Source organism: Kitasatospora sp. NPDC059803, assembly GCF_042732255.1.
Classification (GTDB): domain Bacteria; phylum Actinomycetota; class Actinomycetes; order Streptomycetales; family Streptomycetaceae; genus Kitasatospora.
Window position 1 is genome coordinate 38,984 of sequence record NZ_JBHWIJ010000007.1, and the last position, 16,234, is coordinate 55,217.

The window sequence follows — 16,234 nt, forward strand, 5'->3', positions numbered from 1 at the left end:
CCCGGCCCCGCCGGGAGCATGACGGGTATGAAAATGTCGACCGCCAAGCTGGCCTGGGTGGCCCCGATCTCCGCGCTGGCCATCGCACTCACGGGCTGCGGTGTGAGCGACGACCTGGACGCCCAACCCCGCAACGATTCCAAGGACTTCGGCTTCCAGGGCACGCACCTCACCGTGGACACCGACAAGGATGTGACCCTGGTGCCCGCCGACGGCACCACCCTCAGGGCCGACCGCAGGCTCGCCGGCCAGGCCGCGAAGGACGGCAACGCCGCCTGGACGCTGGAGGGCGAGACCCTCAAGCTGTCCGGCAAGTGCAGCGGCATCGTCCTCAACTGCAAGGCCCAGTACACCGTGCACGTCCCCAAGGGCGTGGCCGTGACCGTCCAGGGCAGCGGATCGGCCGGCGTCACCGCCAAGGGCGTCGACGGCAAGCTCGACGTGAAGACCGAGCAGGGCTCGGTGGACCTCGACGGCCTCGCCGCGCCGCTCACCGTCCGCACCGACAAGGGCAAGGTCGACGCGAGCGGCCTCTCCTCCACCGACGTGGACGTCGCCAACGAGAACGGCAGCGTGAAGCTGACCTTCGTCAAGGCGCCCGACAGGGTCAAGGCCGAGTCCGACACCGGCAGCATCACCGTGCGGGTCCCCGAGGACGGCACCCGCTACCACGTCGAGGCCAAGGCCGGCTCGTCCAACCCCCACGTGGAGGTCGGCGAGGACCCGAACTCCGCCCACGCCATCACCGTCGCCTCCAAGGTCGGCGTCGTCCGCGTCAACACGAAAGACTGAGCGATGGAACTCCAGATCACCGACCTGACCAAGGAGTACCGCGGCGGCAAGCGCGCGGTGGACTCCTTCTCGTTGACCCTGCGCCCCGGCGTGCTCGGCCTGCTCGGCTCCAACGGCGCCGGCAAGTCCAGCCTGATGCGGATCCTGGCCACCGTCACCAAGCCGACCTCCGGCCAGGTGTTCTGGAACGGCACCGACATCGCCGAGAACCCCGGCCCGCTGCGCCGCACCATCGGCTACCTGCCACAGGACTTCGGCGTCTACCCGCAGCTGACCGCCCGCGAGTTCCTCTCCTACCTGGCCTCGGCCAAGGGGCTGCAGGGCCGTTCCGCGAACGCCCGGATCACCGAGCTGCTCGACCTGGTCAACCTCTCCGGAGCCGCCAAGCAGCGGCTCGGCTCGATGTCCGGCGGCATGCGCCAGCGGGTCGGCATCGCCCAGGCGCTGCTCAACGACCCCCAGCTACTGATCGTCGACGAGCCGACCGTCGGCCTCGACCCGGAGGAGCGGATGCGGTTCAGCAACCTGCTCACCGGCCTCGGCTCCGAGCGGATCGTGATCCTCTCCACCCACATCGTCTCCGACGTGGCGGCCACCGCCGACCGGATCGCCATCATGGGCAAGGGCCGGCTGATCCACCACGGCACCCCGGAGGAGCTCCTGCGGCTCGCCGAGGGCTCGATCTGGGAGCTCACCGTGGCCTCCGACCAGATCCCGGCCCTGCGCTCGCGCTTCGTCCTCGGCGGCACCACGCGCACCCCGCAGGGCGTCCGCGCCCGGGTGATCTCCCCGCACGCGCCCGCCCAGCACGCCGAGCCGGTCCCGCCGCGGCTCGACGACGCCTACCTGCTGCTGACCTCCGCCCCGGCTCCGGCCGCCCCGCAGGCGGTGGTGCGCTGATGGCGGGCACCGTCACCGCGCTCGCCCTCGCCGACTTCCGGGAGCGCCGACGCCGCCCCGCCTACCTGGTGGTCCTGCTCGGCACGCTCGCCCTGGGCCTGCTGGCCGCCCCGGTCGGCTCCTCGACCTGGCAGGTCTTCCAGATCAGCGGCTACCGGGGCCTGTACACCAGCGGCTACGTCGGCACCGTCACCGCGCTCGGCGGCGCCGTCTGGCTGGCGCTGGCCGGCTTCAACATCACCCGCGGCACCGTCCCCAAGGACGAGCGCAACGGCGTCGGCCAGATCCTCGCGGCCACGCCGATGACCCGGCCCTCGTACCTGTTCGGCAAGTTCTGCAGCAACCTGCTGGTGCTCGGCTCGATGCTGCTCGCCCTCGCGGTGACCGCGTTCGGCGTGCAGCTGGTCAAGGGCGAGTCGTACCACGTCGACGTCGTGCGCCTGCTGCTGCCCTTCGTCCTGATCACGCTCCCGCTGCTGGCCCTCGTCGCCGCCTGCGCGGTGCTCTTCGACACCCTGCCGGGCCTGCGCGGCGGCATCGGCGCGCTGATCTGGTTCGTGGTCTGGCTGGTCGGCATCATGGCCTCCCAGGCCTCCGGCGCGTACGACCTGCTGAGCATGGAACGGATCAGCGAGTCGATGCGCCAGGCGATCTCGGCGGCCGGGCACCCGGCCGAGGCGGTGCGCTTCGGCGTCGGCCTCACCTCCGACGACAAGACCCCGGTCACCTTCGACTGGCAGGGCCTCGGTCTCGGCAACCTGGGCGGCGGTCTGCTGGCCAACGCCGCGCTGCTGGTGGCCGGTTCGCTGGTGGCCGCGCTGCTGTCGGTGCTCTGGTTCCGCCGCTTCGACCCGTCCGCCGCCATCGGCGCGGTCGGCGCGCTGGTCCCGGGCGCCAAGGGCGCGGCCGACCGGACCGGTGCCGAGCACGCGGACCACGCCGAGGAGCCGGCCGCCGGCGCGGGCACCTCCTTCGGCCTCGACCCGTCCCTGTTGACGCCGCCCCGGACGGGCTCGTCCTTCCTACCCACACTGGTCGGCGAGGTGCGCATCCTGCTCCAGGGCATGCGCTGGTGGTGGCTGGGCACGCTGGCCCTGGCCGTGCTCGCCGCGTTCGTCCCGAGCGGGAACGTCCTCCACCCGGTGCTGCCGCTCACCGTGCTCTGGCCGGTGCTCATCTGGTCCCGGATGGGCAACCACGCCGGCGCCGGGAGCATCGACGACCTGCTCGCCGCCTGCCCGGCCGCGGGCCGCCGGCTGCTGGCAGGACTGCTCGCCGGGATCGCCGTGGCGCTGGCCGTCACCGCGGTGCCGATCGTCCGGCTGATCGCCTCCGGCGACACCGACGCGGCGGTCGCCGCCCTGGTCGGCGCTCTGGTGGTGCCCGCCCTGGCGATGCTCTGCGGGATCGTCAGCCGCGGTCCCCGGCTGTTCCAGGCGCTCTACCCGCTGCTCTGGTACGCGATGTTCAACCGCATCCCCGAGGTCGACTTCCTCGGCGTGGCGGAGGGCAAGGGCCCGGGCACGGCCGCGGTGGCCGCCGCCGCGGCGCTACTGGCCGCCCTGGCCCTCGGCGTGGACTCCGTACGGCGCGCCAACCGCTGAACCACCGCCCTCCGAGACAGGCCCCGGCCCCCGGCGCCAGGCCCCGAGCGGCGCCCGGCACCCCCGTCCGGGCGCCGCTCCGGCCATCCCCGTCCAGCCGACGGCACCGACCGCCCGACCCGCCTCACCCGCCCCGCTCCCCCGCGACCTTCCGGCCTCCCGTTCCCTGATCGACCGTCCGACTCCACCGACCCGAAAGGCCGGCCCGTGCGGCTCCCCAGCCTCCGAGACCTCCTCGCCCACCCGGCCCCGGACGAGGCGTCCCCGGCGACGCCGGTGTCCACCCTGCCGCGCGCCGCCCGGGCCGCCCTGGCGGTCGGGTTCGGCGTGCTGTGGCTGCTGGACCTGGCCATGAGTCTGGACACCGCCGGACCGCTGCTGCCGCTCGCCGGGCTGGTCCCGGCCGCCCTGGTGCTGTTCGGCCCACGCGGCCGGCCCGAGCTGCGCGCCGGGGCGGCCGCGCTCTGGTCGCTGATCTGGTCCGCCGTGGGCTTCGTCCGCGGCACCGAGCAGGACTCCCCCGGGCTGATGGAGCTGCTCGCGCTGAGCCTCCTGCTGATCACCACCGCCCGGCACATCCGCGCCCGCGCCGCCGTCCTCGGCACCTGCACCGCCCTGGTGACCGCCCTACTGGGGCTGGCCGCACGGGTCTCCCGCAGCGCCTCCGGGACAGTGCTGACCGTCATGCTGCTGGCCATCGTCGCCGGCGCCGCGATCGCCCTCGGCTGCTACCTGCGCGCGGCCGACACCCGCCGGCTCCAGGCCGTGGAACAGGTTCGCCGCGACGAACTGATCGACCTCGCCAACGACCTCAACGACTTCGTCGCCCACCACGTCACCGGCATCATCGTGCTGGCCCAGGCCGGCCGGGCGATCTGGCAGACCGCGCCGCAGGAAGTCGTCCCGATCTTCGACGACATCGAGCAGGCCGGCAGCGAATCCCTGGAATCGATGCGGCAGTTGGTCGCCATGCTGCGCGAGGGAACCGACCTGGCCGCCGCCTCGCCGCTCTCGGGGCAGGGCATCGCGCACATACCCGTCATGGTGGAGTCCTTCCGCCGGGGCGGCACTCCGGTGGACCTGCAGCTGGACGAGGCCGCGCTCACCGCCCGGCTCGCGCCCGAGATCGTCACCACCGCGCACCGGGTGATCACCGAGGGCCTGAGCAACGTACGCCGGCACGCCCCGGACGCCACCGGGGTCACCGTACGGATAGGCCTCGGCCCGTCCACCCTGGAGGCCACCGTGCGCAACGGACCGCCACGCGGGGGAACGCCCCGCAAGGGTCTGCGTGTCCCCCACCTCGGACAGCAGGACCTCGGCCTCCTCGGGCTCCAGGAGCGCGTCCGGGCGGTCGGAGGAACGCTCACCGAGCGCCCGGACGATACGGGAGGATGGGAACTGACGGCCCTGCTCCCCGTGAGGAACACGGACCCCAGCACTCGGAGGATGCCGGCATGACCATCAAGGTGCTCATCGCGGACGACCAGGACATGGTCCGCACCGGCTTCCGGCTGATCCTCGACAGCCAGCCCGACATCGAGGTGCTCGGCGAGGCCGCCGACGGCGCCACCTGCGTCGAACTCGCCCGCCGGCTGAGGCCCGACGTCTGCCTGGTCGACATCAGCATGCCCCGGTTGAACGGCCTGCAGGTCACCCGGCTGCTGGCCGGCCCCGGGGTGAGCGACCCGCTGCGGGTGGTCGTGGTCACCACCTTCGACCTGGACGAGTACGTCTACGGCGCGCTGCGCGGCGGCGCCCAGGGCTTCCTGCTCAAGGACAGCGGATCGACCCTGCTGATCGAGGCGGTCCGCGCGGTCGCCGCCGGCGACGCGATGGTCTCCCCCGCCGTCACCGTGCGGCTGCTCAAGCGGCTCTCCGCCGCCGGGCCCGGAGCGGCCCAGGCCGCCGCGACGACGCTCTCCCCGACCGTCCTGACCGACCGGGAACTCGACGTGGCACGGCTGGTCGCCCGCGGCCGCACCAACCAGGAGATCGGCGAGACGCTGGCCATCTCCCTCTCCACCGTCAAATCCCATCTGGCCAGTGTCCAGACGAAGTTGAAGGTGCGCAACCGGGTCGAGATCGCCGCCTGGGCCTGGGAGGGCGGCACCATGCAGCGGGGTGGGGAATAGGGACGAAACCCGGGTGGAACACCCCCTGTTCGCCGCACCTCCACCGCCCCCACCCTTCCTGTCACCGTGTGCGACTCCTCGGCCCGCCCCTGCGGATCTCCCGAACGGGGGATACCCCGGCGCGCCGGCGAACGGCGATGATTGCCCCCAGTCGAATAGGGGGAGCTTCGGCCGAACGTCCGCGTGGCCAAGTTCTCTTCGGGGGAAGGGAAAACACGTTCGTGAGCCGCATCGTCTTTTCCATGGAGGATCTCGTCCGCGTCCGGGTCGCCGGACCACCGACAGCCGAGGCCGAGGCGGCGTTCGCCTTGGACAACTGGTCGAAGAACTCGGGTGGTTACTTCCGAAGATGGCATCAGACAGTCACCAACAGCGTACGGAGCCGAGAAGAGCTCCAACGCCTGATACACCGCTTCGACCTTTCCGGACGGACCATCTGGGATCTGCTCGGCGCTCCGCCGCCGCAGGTGGACGATCCGTCCGACCCGTTACCGCGACTTCCGACACGAACCGCCGGTGAGGACCTCTCCTCCGGACCGGACGGCCTGGTCCAGGAGTTCGGCACGATCGCCGTCCTCCCGTACTGGCAGGCCATCCACGCCCGGCTGGTCCGCGACACCGACGCCTACCGGCAGATCATGAGCGCCTCCGGGGTGGAGACGCTGCTCCAGGCCCTGCACCCGCGCGTCCACTGGCGGGCACCGGTCCTGGAGGTCGAGGACGACCGGGACCAGACCATCGAGCTCAGCGGCCGCGGCCTGCTCATCACGCCGTCGCTGTTCCTGACCGCGCCCGCCGTGGTCCCGCCGCACGCCACCGTGGTCAAGGCCGAACCGGCCCCGGCCCTGGTCTTCCCGATCCGCCCGGACTCCCGCGGGGACGCCGTGCTCGGCACCCGCGAGGCCGAGCGGCCGCTCGACTCCGCCCAGGGCGAGGCCCTCGCCAGCCTCGTCGGCAAGACCCGGGCCGCTCTGCTGGAGGCCCTGCTCAACGGCAGCACCAACGGCGAACTCGCCGACCGCGTCGGCGTGTCCAACGCCGCCGTCAGCCAGCACACCTCGGTCCTGCGGGCGGCCGGCCTGATCGCCACCCGTCGCACCCGCAACCTCGTCCTGCACACCGTGACGCCCCTGGGCCGTTCCCTGCTGAACGGCGGCACCCGCCTCCTGGCCCACCCCCCGGGCACGGCGCCGCACCGGAACGCGCCCCACGGCAGGTCCGTCCTGGCCGGCCGGTAGCCCTCGGCCCACCGCCGGGGCCCCGGCCCCGGCGCGGCCCCGGCCCCGGCCCCGGCCCCGCGTTCGCCAGACGTTTTCGGGCCTCTCTTAATCGCCTGTCCCCGGCGGCGGCCACGCCGCGAAGATGATGGCGTTCCCGATCCCCGCCACCACCGCACAGACGAGGTGAAGCCGCCGTGACGAGATCGCGTACGGACCTTGAAGTGTCCTTCCTCGAAGAGAGCGGGACGGTGCAGCCCGTCGCCACCGTTCCCGACCGGGCGGAGCGCGGCGAGTGGCTGCTCGCCCACCGCCCCGAACTACGCCGACTGACCCTGCGCCACGGCTCGCTGAGACTCGTCGGCGCCGCAGTCGCCTCCACCGACGAGCTGGCCGGGGTGGCCGCCGTCCTCGGCGGCGGCGCCCTGGAGTACACCGAGCGCTCCACCCCGCGCTCGCGGGTCGCCGGCAGCGTCTACACCTCCACCGAGTACCCGGCCGACCAGCGCATCCCCCAGCACAACGAGAGCTCCTACTCCTCGCGCTGGCCGGACCACCTCTTCTTCCTCGCCACCCGCACCCCGCGCACCGGCGGCCAGACCCCGGTCGCGGACAGCCGCACCGTCCTCACCGGACTCCCGGCCGAGCTGGTCGAGAAGTTCTCCGCCCTCGGCGTGCGCTACACCCGTGCCTACCACGACGGCATCGGCCTCTCCTGGCAGGAGGCCTTCCAGACCGAGGACCGCAGGCACATCGAGGCCTACTGCCGCGACAACGGCATCGCCTGGGAGTGGGAGGGTGACCTGCTGCGCACCAGCCAGGTCCGCCCGGCGCTCACCCGGCACCCGGTGACCGGCGAGACCGTCTGGTTCAACCAGGCCCACCTCTTCCACATCGGCTCGCTGCCCGCGAGGACCACCGAGGCGCTCCTCGCCGTCTTCCCCGAACAGAACCTGCCGCGCAACGCCTACTTCGGCGACGGCAGCCCCATCGACGCCGGCACCCTGGCCGAGATCCACGCCGCCTTCGACCGCACCACCCTCGCCCCCGACTGGACACAGGGCGACGTCATGGTCGTCGACAACATCCTCGCCAGCCACGGCCGAGCCCCTTACACGGGCGACCGCACCGTCCTGGTCACCATGACCTCCGCCGCCTGGGCCGACTGGCCCACCCCCTGACACGATCCCGGCACCCGCCGAAGTCCCCACCTACAGCGGACTGTTGGACCTGCTGACGACGCCCACCGGCTGCCGGACGATCGACCACGAGCCGGAGGGCAACACCGCACCCGCCGACGCCCCCCCCAGAACCCGCCGCCAACCCCATCGCCGTCTGACCCCACCCCACGCACGCAAAGCCCCAGGTCACGGCGAGTGAGTCCTGGGGCTTCTACAGAGCCGCCTGCGGGATTCGAACCCGCGACCTACGCATTACGAGATCACGAGGAGTCGTGCTACGTAGTACCGCCCCCTGCCGTCTCATGACGTTTGGGCCGGTCAGAGCACGTGCGGCAGGTTGTCCCGTGCCATCCCATGCAGCACCGTCCAAAGGCATCCGTCCACCGGCTGTCCACCGGAAGGGGTCCCTACCGACCAGACAGGGCGATCGTCAGGCCTTGTGGAGCTCCCACAAGCCCATCCAGGAGGCGCCTTCCACGCGAAGGGCTCCCAGCCGTGCACCAATCCGTCGACGCCAGGTCAGATCCGGCTGCTGCGCTGGCATGCTGCCAGCTTGCGGGTTCGGCACCAAAGAGATCGCTCGGCCACTACGCTCGGCGGGTGGTTTTCCTCGTAACCCTGAGCACCGATGATCTAGCTCGAAGCCAAGACGATCTCCGTCAGAACCTGAAGTTCACCAAAGCGATCCCTCCGGGCTACGGGCCAGAAGAGCCGGGCGCGCTGCCGCTGGTTCTGTTCCTCACTGATGGCCGGCCCACCAAGTCTCGCCTCCACCAGGCAGTCCGAGATCGAAGTCTCGTGTGGATCGGTAAGGTCGGGCGCTGGAACACGGTTGGTCCGGTGGACCGGAGCATCACGGTCCAGCCTCTGCGTGAATGCCTGCCACCCGTTCCCCTTCTCGGTACCAACGGGCTGCTTGAGCAGCTTCCGGAAGCGCATCGCGAGACGTTCGAGGCTCTCTCGAGTTCAGCCGGAGTCACGTACTGCCCCAAGGATGTCTGGACTGTCATCGAAGATGCGCTCCGAGCTCGCTCCTCCTCACTCGCCTCCCTTCTCGATTGGCTCATCGCGCAGATCAACGCCCCGGTCTTCAACAGCGAGCTTCCCGAAGATCGTGCTTGGCAGGAACAGCAGGAGGCAGCACGCTGTTCGAGGAGCATCTTTGGAGCACCTGCAGCCTTCGCTGCGTGGCTTCGCCCTAAGGACATCCACGCCCCCTACACCGCGGGGTTGATCCCAGAGCCCGTCGAGCACAGCATGATCGACCACGACGTGCGCATGACTGGACCGGCCCTCGGACTATTCAGCGACTGGACTGGACCGGGAGTCCTGCGCTCAGACATCCAAATCCTTCATGACGCCGAAGGGCGCCGCTTGGAGGTCGTGAATGTCAACGCAACCCCGGTCGAAGCCCGGTTGGGGACTGACCTCATCTACTATCACGAGGCAACTCGCAGCTTCGTCCTGGTGCAGTACAAGCGGCTGGACCCTCGCCGGAAATCGACCCAGGTAGATGAAAGACTTTTGAGACAGTTGGATCGACTGGAAGAGGTTGCTGCTCTCAGTCAAAGCCCAACCGCCCCCGACGACTGGCGGCTGAGCTCCGATCCATGTTACTTGAAGCTCGCCTACTGGCCGGAGAACGGCCTGCCTGACCACGGGCTTGCACCTGGAATGTACCTACCTGTCTCATATGTTCGACTTCTACTGGCAGACGACTGCACGCTCGGAGAGCGCGGCGGACGAGTACTCAGCTATAAGCATGTCAATCGGCACATGATTAACACTCAGTTCATTGAGCTGGTAAAGCATGGTTTCGCTGGCACGGTCGGCACAACCTTCGAGCAACTGGACGCCCTTGGTCGCGAGCGGATAAAGGCCAAACGTAGCGTGGTCATTGCCGTGGAACGCGCTACCGAGACTGTGAGGGAACGCGAGCAGAGAAACCATCGCCGCAGCCCAAAGAAGCAGGCCAAGCGCACCACGGCCCCAGGGCAGGGCATACTCTTCCCCATCGACGCTGAGGAGTAACGCCGAGACCCTCTACATATGACAGCCTGCGTCCACCCGCTTAGCTGACGTGTGTCGCTCGGCTCACCGGAGCTCCACGGCGACTCGCCAGACGGACCACGCGAACGCCGTCGGTATGCAGCTATAGAGGTCAGCCGAGATCCTGGCGAAGGCGGCGAAGATACACGTCGATCTGCACCAGCCCCGGCCAGTCGCTTCCCCGCAGCTGGGAGGTTTCCGACCGGAGACGGTCACCAACGTCCAGTGCCTGAGGAAGGTTCTCCGCCGCCGCGTAAAGGCTCATGAGTCGTGCGAGGGTATCCAGATGGCGATTGACGGCGTCCTCGTCGTCGGGAGCAGGCGTGTTCTCCGCGACGTGGTCGAAAGCCCGGATGGCGGCACTCGCCTCACCCAGTTCCATCCGGCATTGCGCGGCGTAGTACCAGCACAGCTGTGCTTGCTCGTCGTCGTCGCCGTAGCGGTTGGTGTATTCGTGGGCGAGTGGCTCGAACAGGGCGAGGGCCTCGCGGTGGCTTCCGGCCAGGAACTTCACTTGGGCGAGACTGAACTGCATGCCTTCCCTGAGTTCTGGATCCGTGGCCCTCGCGATGGCCTCATCCAGAGCGTCGCCGGCCTGGGTGAACTGGCCCTCCTGAGCTAGCCGAGCTGCACGGTCCGAGATCGCGTCCGCCTCCTTCTCGGTCAAGGCGGCGGTACCTGCCTGCGCCGCCCCGGCAGGGACTGCTAGTGGCGAGGGAACCACCACGGTGGGCGTGTAGGAGGCGGCGACGCCGGCACTGCGCGCCCGGCCACCGAAGGGGCGCAGGAACGGCAGTCGGGGGTCGAGGACACCATCGCCGGTCGCAGTGAGGGTTTTGGTGTTGACATGAACGAGAGGCAGGAGAGCGTCATAGACCTCTATCGCATCCATGCGCTGCTCGGATTCCTTGGTGAGCATCGCCAAGAGCAGCTTCTCGATGTCGGCCGGTACATCCGGGCGCAGGGATCGGATGGGAGGTGGCGGCGTGTGGACGTGGTGCCACATGTGGGAGCGGCTGTCATCGGGGGTGAAGGGTGGCTTCCCGGTCAGGAGTTCGTGGAGTACGCAGGCGAGGGCATAGACGTCGGCGGCGGGGCCTACCGCGTTGGCCAGGCTCTGCTCGGGTGACATGTAAGGCGGAGTTCCCACGGTCATGCCGACCTGGGTGAGCCGGGGCAGGGTGCCGACTCCGCGAAGGGCGGCGACGCCGAAGTCGAGGACCTTGACTACCCCTCCAGGAGTGATCATCAGGTTGGAGGGCTTGATGTCGCGGTGGACGACGTCGTGGTGGTGCACGGTGTCGAGGACGGAGGCGATCTGGGCACCGACGGCCGCGGCCCAGGAGACGGGGACCGTCTCGCTTTCGTAGTCGGTTTCGTCGATGAAGGTCTGCAGCTCGCGGCCCTGCAGGAGCTGCATGACCACGAACAGGCGTCCGCTGGCCTCATCCATGCCGGTGTCGTAGACAGCGGGAACACCGAGGTGTTCGATACCAGCGGTGATCTGGACTTCACGCAGGAAGCGGGCTCTGCGGGTCTGCAGGGTCTCTTCGAAAGCCGCGCCCTGGAATCCGGGCGGAACCGGGCTTTCGGCCAGCATCATCTTCACGGCTACCCGGCGGTCCAGACGTTCGTCGTACGCCCGCCAGACCTCGCCCATGCCGCCCGCACCGATGGGGGTATGCAGCCGGTACCGGCCCGCGATGACGCGGGCCGGTTCTCCGGGCTCGGAGGGCGGCGTGCCGTGCACCATGCGCGGTGCCTCTCTGCATGGGCGGAGCGTAACCACCCCGCCGTGCCTGTTACATGACGTACTGTCGGGCAAAGGTTATGCGGTCGGTGGCTCCGCGCGACGGCTTCCCGTGGACTTCAGTTCGGCGGCCCGCTGTTCGGTGGCCCGGCGCTCGGCTTCGCGCCGGACCGGGCGACGGATGAGCTGATACGCCTGCTGAGTCGCGACCTGCTTGAATAGGCGGTTGACATTGGCGTCATCGAAGTAGCGGACCATAAGCGCGTCGTTGGAAGCCGACTGGTCGATGACGATCCGGTCGAGGTCCTTCTCCAACTCCCCGCCGAAGACGTCCTGATCCTGGTGCAGCGCGATGGCCCGCAGTTCGGGATCTTCGCTGACGGCGACCACCAGCTGGCCGAGCAGGATCTGGTCGGTGGTGGAAAGCCCAGTTCCGTATTCCTCGTTGACGGACTGGATCACCTCGGCCAGCGACATCTCCTCCGGCTCGGCCACTGCTCCGCCAGCTTCGGGCACCAAGCCTGGCAGGAGCTGTGCGCCGGCTGCCTCCAGGCGAAGTTCGGGGGTGCCGGTCTGGGTGATGCGCATGTGACTCGGCACTGCGGCACCGATGTCTGCACCAGCGCTGCGCACGGGTGCGGGCAGGCGGCGCAGCAGGAAGCGCCCGTACTGGTAGAGCCGTTCCAGCTCCAGGTTCTCGAAGCCAATGACATGGGAGAGCCAGCCGTACGCCTTGGTGTAGGACTCCAGGGCGCGGCGGAACTCGGCCGCGGTGTCGGGTTCGGTGGCGTTGAGGGCGTTGAAGCGGTCCAGGGCCGGCTGGAGGTAGCCGTAGAGCCGGGCGTGGGCCTTCATGATGGCCGTGTCGGTCGCCTTGCCGCCCTGGAAGGCGGCGAAGTAAGCCGTGACGAACGCGTCCATCTCAGCTTGCACCAGGAGCTGGTAGGCCATGACCTCGCGTTCGCGGTCGAACAGCAGGTTGGGGTCGGTGGGCTCGCTGATCGACGCCTCGTAGTACTGCTGGAACGCCTGTTGGATGTCCTCGGGGCGGTTGGCGAAGTCGAGGATGAACAGGTCCTCGGTCGTCTTGAGGGCGTGGGTGCGGTTCAGTCGGGACAGAGTCTGTACTGCGGCCAACTTCACCAGGATCTTGTCGACGTACATGGTGGTCAGCAGCGGCTGGTCAAAGCCGGTCTGGTACTTCTCCGCGACGACGAGGATGCGGTGTTCGGGCTTGGGAACAGACGGCGGGTTCGGGTCGTCAGCGCGGGTGTAGCCGAAGCGGGCAGGCAGTTCACGTTCGGGGAAGCCGTTGAGCTTGGGTTCGGTGTACTCGATCCCGTCGAGGGTCAGTGCCCCGGAGAACGCGACGAGGGTGCCGCAGTCGGTGAAGCCGCGCTGGTCGATGTAGGTGCGCATGGCCTGGTAGAGCCGCACGGCGTGCTCTCGGCTGGAGGTGACCACCATCGCCTTGGCCCGGCCGCCGAGGCGCGGGCTGGAATGTGAGCGGAAGTGGTCGACGATGATCTTCGCGCGGGAGGCCATCGACGCTTCCGACATTAGCGCGGCCCTCACCAGCTTGGAGCGGGCCTTACGCGGATCCACCTGCTGCTCGGCCGCGTCGGCGGCGGCCTCCTGGAGCTTGAAGTAGGTGGCGTAGGTGATGTAGTTGCCGAGCACGTCGAGGATGAAGCCCTCTTCGATGGCCTGCCGCATCGAGTAGACGTGGAACGGTCCCTTCTCCTGCTCCCCCGAGCCGGCATTGGGGTAAGGGGTGCCGAACAGGTCGATCGTCTTCGCCTTGGGGGTGGCCGTGAAAGCGAAGAAGGACAGGTTCGGCTGCTTGCCACGGGCCAGGGCCGCAGCCGTCAACGGGTCGCCGTCTTCGTCAACCACGTCCGAGCCGAGACGACCTAGCGCCTTCTTCAGTGCCGCTGCGCTCTCCCCTCCCTGCGAGGAGTGCGCCTCGTCGATGATCACCGCGTAGCGCTGTCCACCCAGCCCCGCGACCTTGTCCAGGACGAAGGGGAACTTCTGCACTGTGGTGATGACGATTCGGGCGGTCGGTCCGGTCAGCGCGTCCGCGAGCTGCTGGGAGTTCTCATCGATCCGCACGACCACGCCGGCCTTGTGGTCGAACTGGTAGATCGTGTCCTGGAGCTGCTTGTCCAGCACCCGCCGGTCAGTGATCACGATGACCTTGTCGAAGACCAGCTTGTTCGCCCCCAGACCCGAGGCGAGTGCGGCCGGCGCGATCAGCCCAGGGTCGTGGGAGGTGTGCAGGCTGGACAGGTGGTGAGCCAGCCAGGCGATGGTGTTGGACTTGCCCGAACCGGCGGAGTGCTGGATCAGGTAGTTCTCCCCCGCGCCGTTGCGGGCCGCGTGCGCGATGAGCTTGCGCACCGCGTCCCACTGGTGGAACCGCGGAAAGATCAACGGCTGCGTGTGCGCGCTGCCGGGCTTGTGCGAAGGCGCCCGGCCGGCCTTCGCTGCGGCGTCCTCCACGTGCAGGAAGCGCTGCAGCAGCTCCAGCCAGTTGTCCCTCGCCCATACCCCATCGAAAAGGTAGGAGGTGGGGTACGACCCGTCTGTAAGTGCTGGGACGTTGCCTGACCCGCCGATCTGACCGGGGCCACCAGAGCCGGTATTGAAGGGCAGAAAGCGAGTCGCGTCCCCGGCCAAGCGGGTCGTCAGAAATGCCAGCGTCGGATCGACCGCGAAGTGCACCAGGCTTCGTTTCGCGAAGAACAGCTCCTTCGGGTCTCGGTCCTCCCGGTACTGCCGCTTGGCGTCCTCGACGGTCTTGCCGGTCAGTCCATTCTTCAGCTCCACCGAGGCAACGGGCAGTCCGTTGAGGAAGAACGCCATGTCGAGGATGTCGGACGGGCGCGAGGCCGAGTAGTGGAACTGGCGCACGAAAGTGAGCTGGTTGGCGTCGTACTCGTCCAAGGCATCGCTAGCGAGAGTGTGCGCGGGACGGAAGTACGCGAGCTGGATCTTTACGTTCCGGTCGTTCACACCCCGCCGCAGGACATCCAGCAGCCCTCGCGAATCGATCTCCCTCGCCACCCGCTTCGCGAACCGGCCGATGGCCTGCTGCTCCTCCTCGCCATAGGCGGCCTGTAGCGCAAGCCACGCGTCGTTCTGTGAGGCCCCGAGGAACGTGGCCAACTCGGACGTGTCGATCCCAAGATCCCGGTCATAGGTGTTCGACAGCCCGCGCTGCCACCCGCTGCGCAGCAGCGCCGCCTCAACAGCGTTCTCGAAGGCCTTCTCGGTGTACACGCGGGCGTCGTTCATCTGAATCCCCCTCAGAGGTCGCGGTCGTGCGCGGGGCGGGCGGTGGTGGCGTCGAGCTGGCCGGTGACAGCGGCGGTGACGAGCGCTTGGCGGCGTTCGCCCAGGAGTGCAATCTGGCGCTTAACGGCGTCAGCTAGTCGGTCAATACGTTGGTTCTGATCGTGAATCTTCTTCAAGACCCGGCGCTGTTCCGCCAGGTCGGGAAGAGGAATGCGCAGCATCTGAAGGTCAGGTACATAAATGGTCTTGTGGGTGGAGCCCATGGCAAGGCGCCCGAGGAGGTCTTGACGCATGGCGCGCAGGCACCACAGGAGGTAGTACGGATCCAGGAGCGGACCACAAATCCAAGTAGCGAAGTCCTGGCTGGTCGCCATTTCTTCCCCCATGACAGCCGAGTAGCCCGCCGATGCGGTTCGACAGAGAACTACCGTCCCGGCGGGGCAGAGCTCCGCGGAGCTGTTTTCCAAGCCAAGCTTGCTGATCCTTTCGCGGGTTTCAGTAATCTCCTCACGCCGATCGTCGCGAACCTGACTCACTTCACCCGTAGTGATCCACGGAATAGTGCAGTCGACCCACCACTCAGGACGCGACCTGCTCGGAGTGTGACCGCTACCCATGCGTGCTACCAAGCCCAATCTCACTTCGCTCCAGTGGGCGGGCAGATTGTCTGCCCACGCAAGCGCGGACGTTCGCCGATCGGGATGATGATCCCCGGTGACTGCGGCGATCACCCCGGCGGTTCTCCGCTCAATCAACGTGGCAGAAAGCCGCTGCTGGGCTTCGACTAGCCGGTCAATCCGCCCAGTTTCAACGTCAAGGAAGTCAGCAATGCGGCGCTGCTCATCAAATCCCGGATACGCCCAGGAAGAGGAAAAGAACGCCCCAGAATCCAGGTTCTGAATACCGGTGGTCTGCTTGATTGCACTTTGCGTGAGGCCCTGCGCATAAGCAGTAGCCAGGGCGTAGGACAGAAATCGCGAATCCGTACGCTCGGCCGGAGTAACTCGAGCACAGAAATTAGAGCAAACGGCAGGCTCTGCTCCCGTGAACAGTACGGCCATCCCTACAGGCTGCTTTTCTCCACCCCCAGACTTCTCCAGAATCAGGTCGCCCTCGCGAAGCAAGTTCTTGCGCAACGATTTTGCATCGACGCTACGTAGGGGAGCACCGTCAAGCAAAGCCAGGCGTGCAGACCGATCAAAGTCCGCGGCCCGAATGCAGCGCACATCCGTACCGTCGCCCGCTGGATCGTCGCCCCACGTACCGTTCGTGGTCGAGCTCGTGAGATTCTTAATCCGGCCTCGCG

At 68.4% G+C, this 16,234-nt stretch carries 11 protein-coding genes; 8 read left to right on the forward strand and 3 right to left on the reverse strand.

The genetic code is table 11. From position 1 onward, the window contains the following. Positions 1 to 27: 27 nt before the first annotated feature. From ACFV6I_RS02240 to ACFV6I_RS02275, 8 genes are all read left to right on the forward strand, one after another. Positions 28 to 792 (forward strand): DUF4097 family beta strand repeat-containing protein, encoded by a 765-nt coding sequence (locus ACFV6I_RS02240; protein WP_159398483.1) that lies wholly within the window; start codon positions 28 to 30, stop codon positions 790 to 792. Between the two features lie 3 nt (positions 793 to 795). Further along, positions 796 to 1,692 carry an ABC transporter ATP-binding protein gene (locus tag ACFV6I_RS02245; protein ID WP_063348709.1) on the forward strand — a complete coding sequence of 299 codons (897 nt, stop codon included), beginning with the start codon at positions 796 to 798 and terminating at the stop codon, positions 1,690 to 1,692. Then, positions 1,692 to 3,296, forward strand: coding sequence for an ABC transporter permease (locus tag ACFV6I_RS02250; RefSeq protein ID WP_380423304.1), 1,605 nt, complete (start codon positions 1,692 to 1,694; stop codon positions 3,294 to 3,296). Before ACFV6I_RS02245 ends, ACFV6I_RS02250 begins: the two co-directional genes overlap by 1 nt. Before the next feature lie 207 nt (positions 3,297 to 3,503). After that, positions 3,504 to 4,757, forward strand: a complete 1,254-nt coding sequence (locus tag ACFV6I_RS02255) for a sensor histidine kinase (protein ID WP_063348707.1) — start codon at positions 3,504 to 3,506, stop codon at positions 4,755 to 4,757. Next, positions 4,754 to 5,431, forward strand: a complete 678-nt coding sequence (locus ACFV6I_RS02260; protein WP_063348706.1) for a response regulator transcription factor — start codon at positions 4,754 to 4,756, stop codon at positions 5,429 to 5,431. Before ACFV6I_RS02255 ends, ACFV6I_RS02260 begins: the two co-directional genes overlap by 4 nt. A gap of 242 nt (positions 5,432 to 5,673) precedes the next feature. Then, positions 5,674 to 6,669 (forward strand): ArsR/SmtB family transcription factor, encoded by a 996-nt coding sequence (locus ACFV6I_RS02265; RefSeq protein ID WP_380423305.1) that lies wholly within the window; start codon positions 5,674 to 5,676, stop codon positions 6,667 to 6,669. A 203-nt stretch (positions 6,670 to 6,872) separates the two neighbouring features. Continuing rightward, the gene (locus ACFV6I_RS02270; RefSeq protein ID WP_380423306.1) at positions 6,873 to 7,829 is read left to right on the forward strand and encodes a TauD/TfdA family dioxygenase; all 957 of its coding nucleotides are present in this window, start codon (positions 6,873 to 6,875) and stop codon (positions 7,827 to 7,829) included. Positions 7,830 to 8,429: 600 nt separating this feature from the next. Beyond that, the gene (locus tag ACFV6I_RS02275) at positions 8,430 to 9,860 is read left to right on the forward strand and encodes a hypothetical protein (RefSeq protein WP_380423307.1); all 1,431 of its coding nucleotides are present in this window, start codon (positions 8,430 to 8,432) and stop codon (positions 9,858 to 9,860) included. 130 nt (positions 9,861 to 9,990) lie between these two features. Here ACFV6I_RS02275 and ACFV6I_RS02280 read toward each other — a convergent pair whose 3' ends face one another. From ACFV6I_RS02280 to ACFV6I_RS02290, 3 genes are all read right to left on the reverse strand, one after another. Beyond that, complete coding sequence (locus ACFV6I_RS02280; RefSeq protein ID WP_380423308.1) at positions 9,991 to 11,631, reverse strand: protein kinase; 1,641 nt, start codon at positions 11,629 to 11,631, stop codon at positions 9,991 to 9,993. 75 nt (positions 11,632 to 11,706) lie between these two features. Continuing rightward, complete coding sequence (locus ACFV6I_RS02285) at positions 11,707 to 14,928, reverse strand: type I restriction endonuclease subunit R (RefSeq protein ID WP_380423309.1); 3,222 nt, start codon at positions 14,926 to 14,928, stop codon at positions 11,707 to 11,709. Between the two features lie 11 nt (positions 14,929 to 14,939). After that, on the reverse strand, positions 14,940 to 16,064 hold the full coding sequence (locus ACFV6I_RS02290) for a restriction endonuclease subunit S (RefSeq protein WP_380423310.1): 1,125 nt from the start codon (positions 16,062 to 16,064) through the stop codon (positions 14,940 to 14,942). Between the last annotated feature and the right edge of the window lie 170 nt (positions 16,065 to 16,234).

Coding starts and splice junctions, on each gene's coding strand:
- ACFV6I_RS02240 (WP_159398483.1), top strand. CDS start 28: ATGAAAATGTCGACCGCCAAGCTGGCCTGGGTGGCCCCGATCTCCGCG.
- ACFV6I_RS02245 (WP_063348709.1), top strand. CDS start 796: ATGGAACTCCAGATCACCGACCTGACCAAGGAGTACCGCGGCGGCAAG.
- ACFV6I_RS02250 (WP_380423304.1), top strand. CDS start 1,692: ATGGCGGGCACCGTCACCGCGCTCGCCCTCGCCGACTTCCGGGAGCGC.
- ACFV6I_RS02260 (WP_063348706.1), top strand. CDS start 4,754: ATGACCATCAAGGTGCTCATCGCGGACGACCAGGACATGGTCCGCACC.
- ACFV6I_RS02265 (WP_380423305.1), top strand. CDS start 5,674: ATGGAGGATCTCGTCCGCGTCCGGGTCGCCGGACCACCGACAGCCGAG.
- ACFV6I_RS02280 (WP_380423308.1), bottom strand. CDS start 11,631: ATGGTGCACGGCACGCCGCCCTCCGAGCCCGGAGAACCGGCCCGCGTC.
- ACFV6I_RS02285 (WP_380423309.1), bottom strand. CDS start 14,928: ATGAACGACGCCCGCGTGTACACCGAGAAGGCCTTCGAGAACGCTGTT.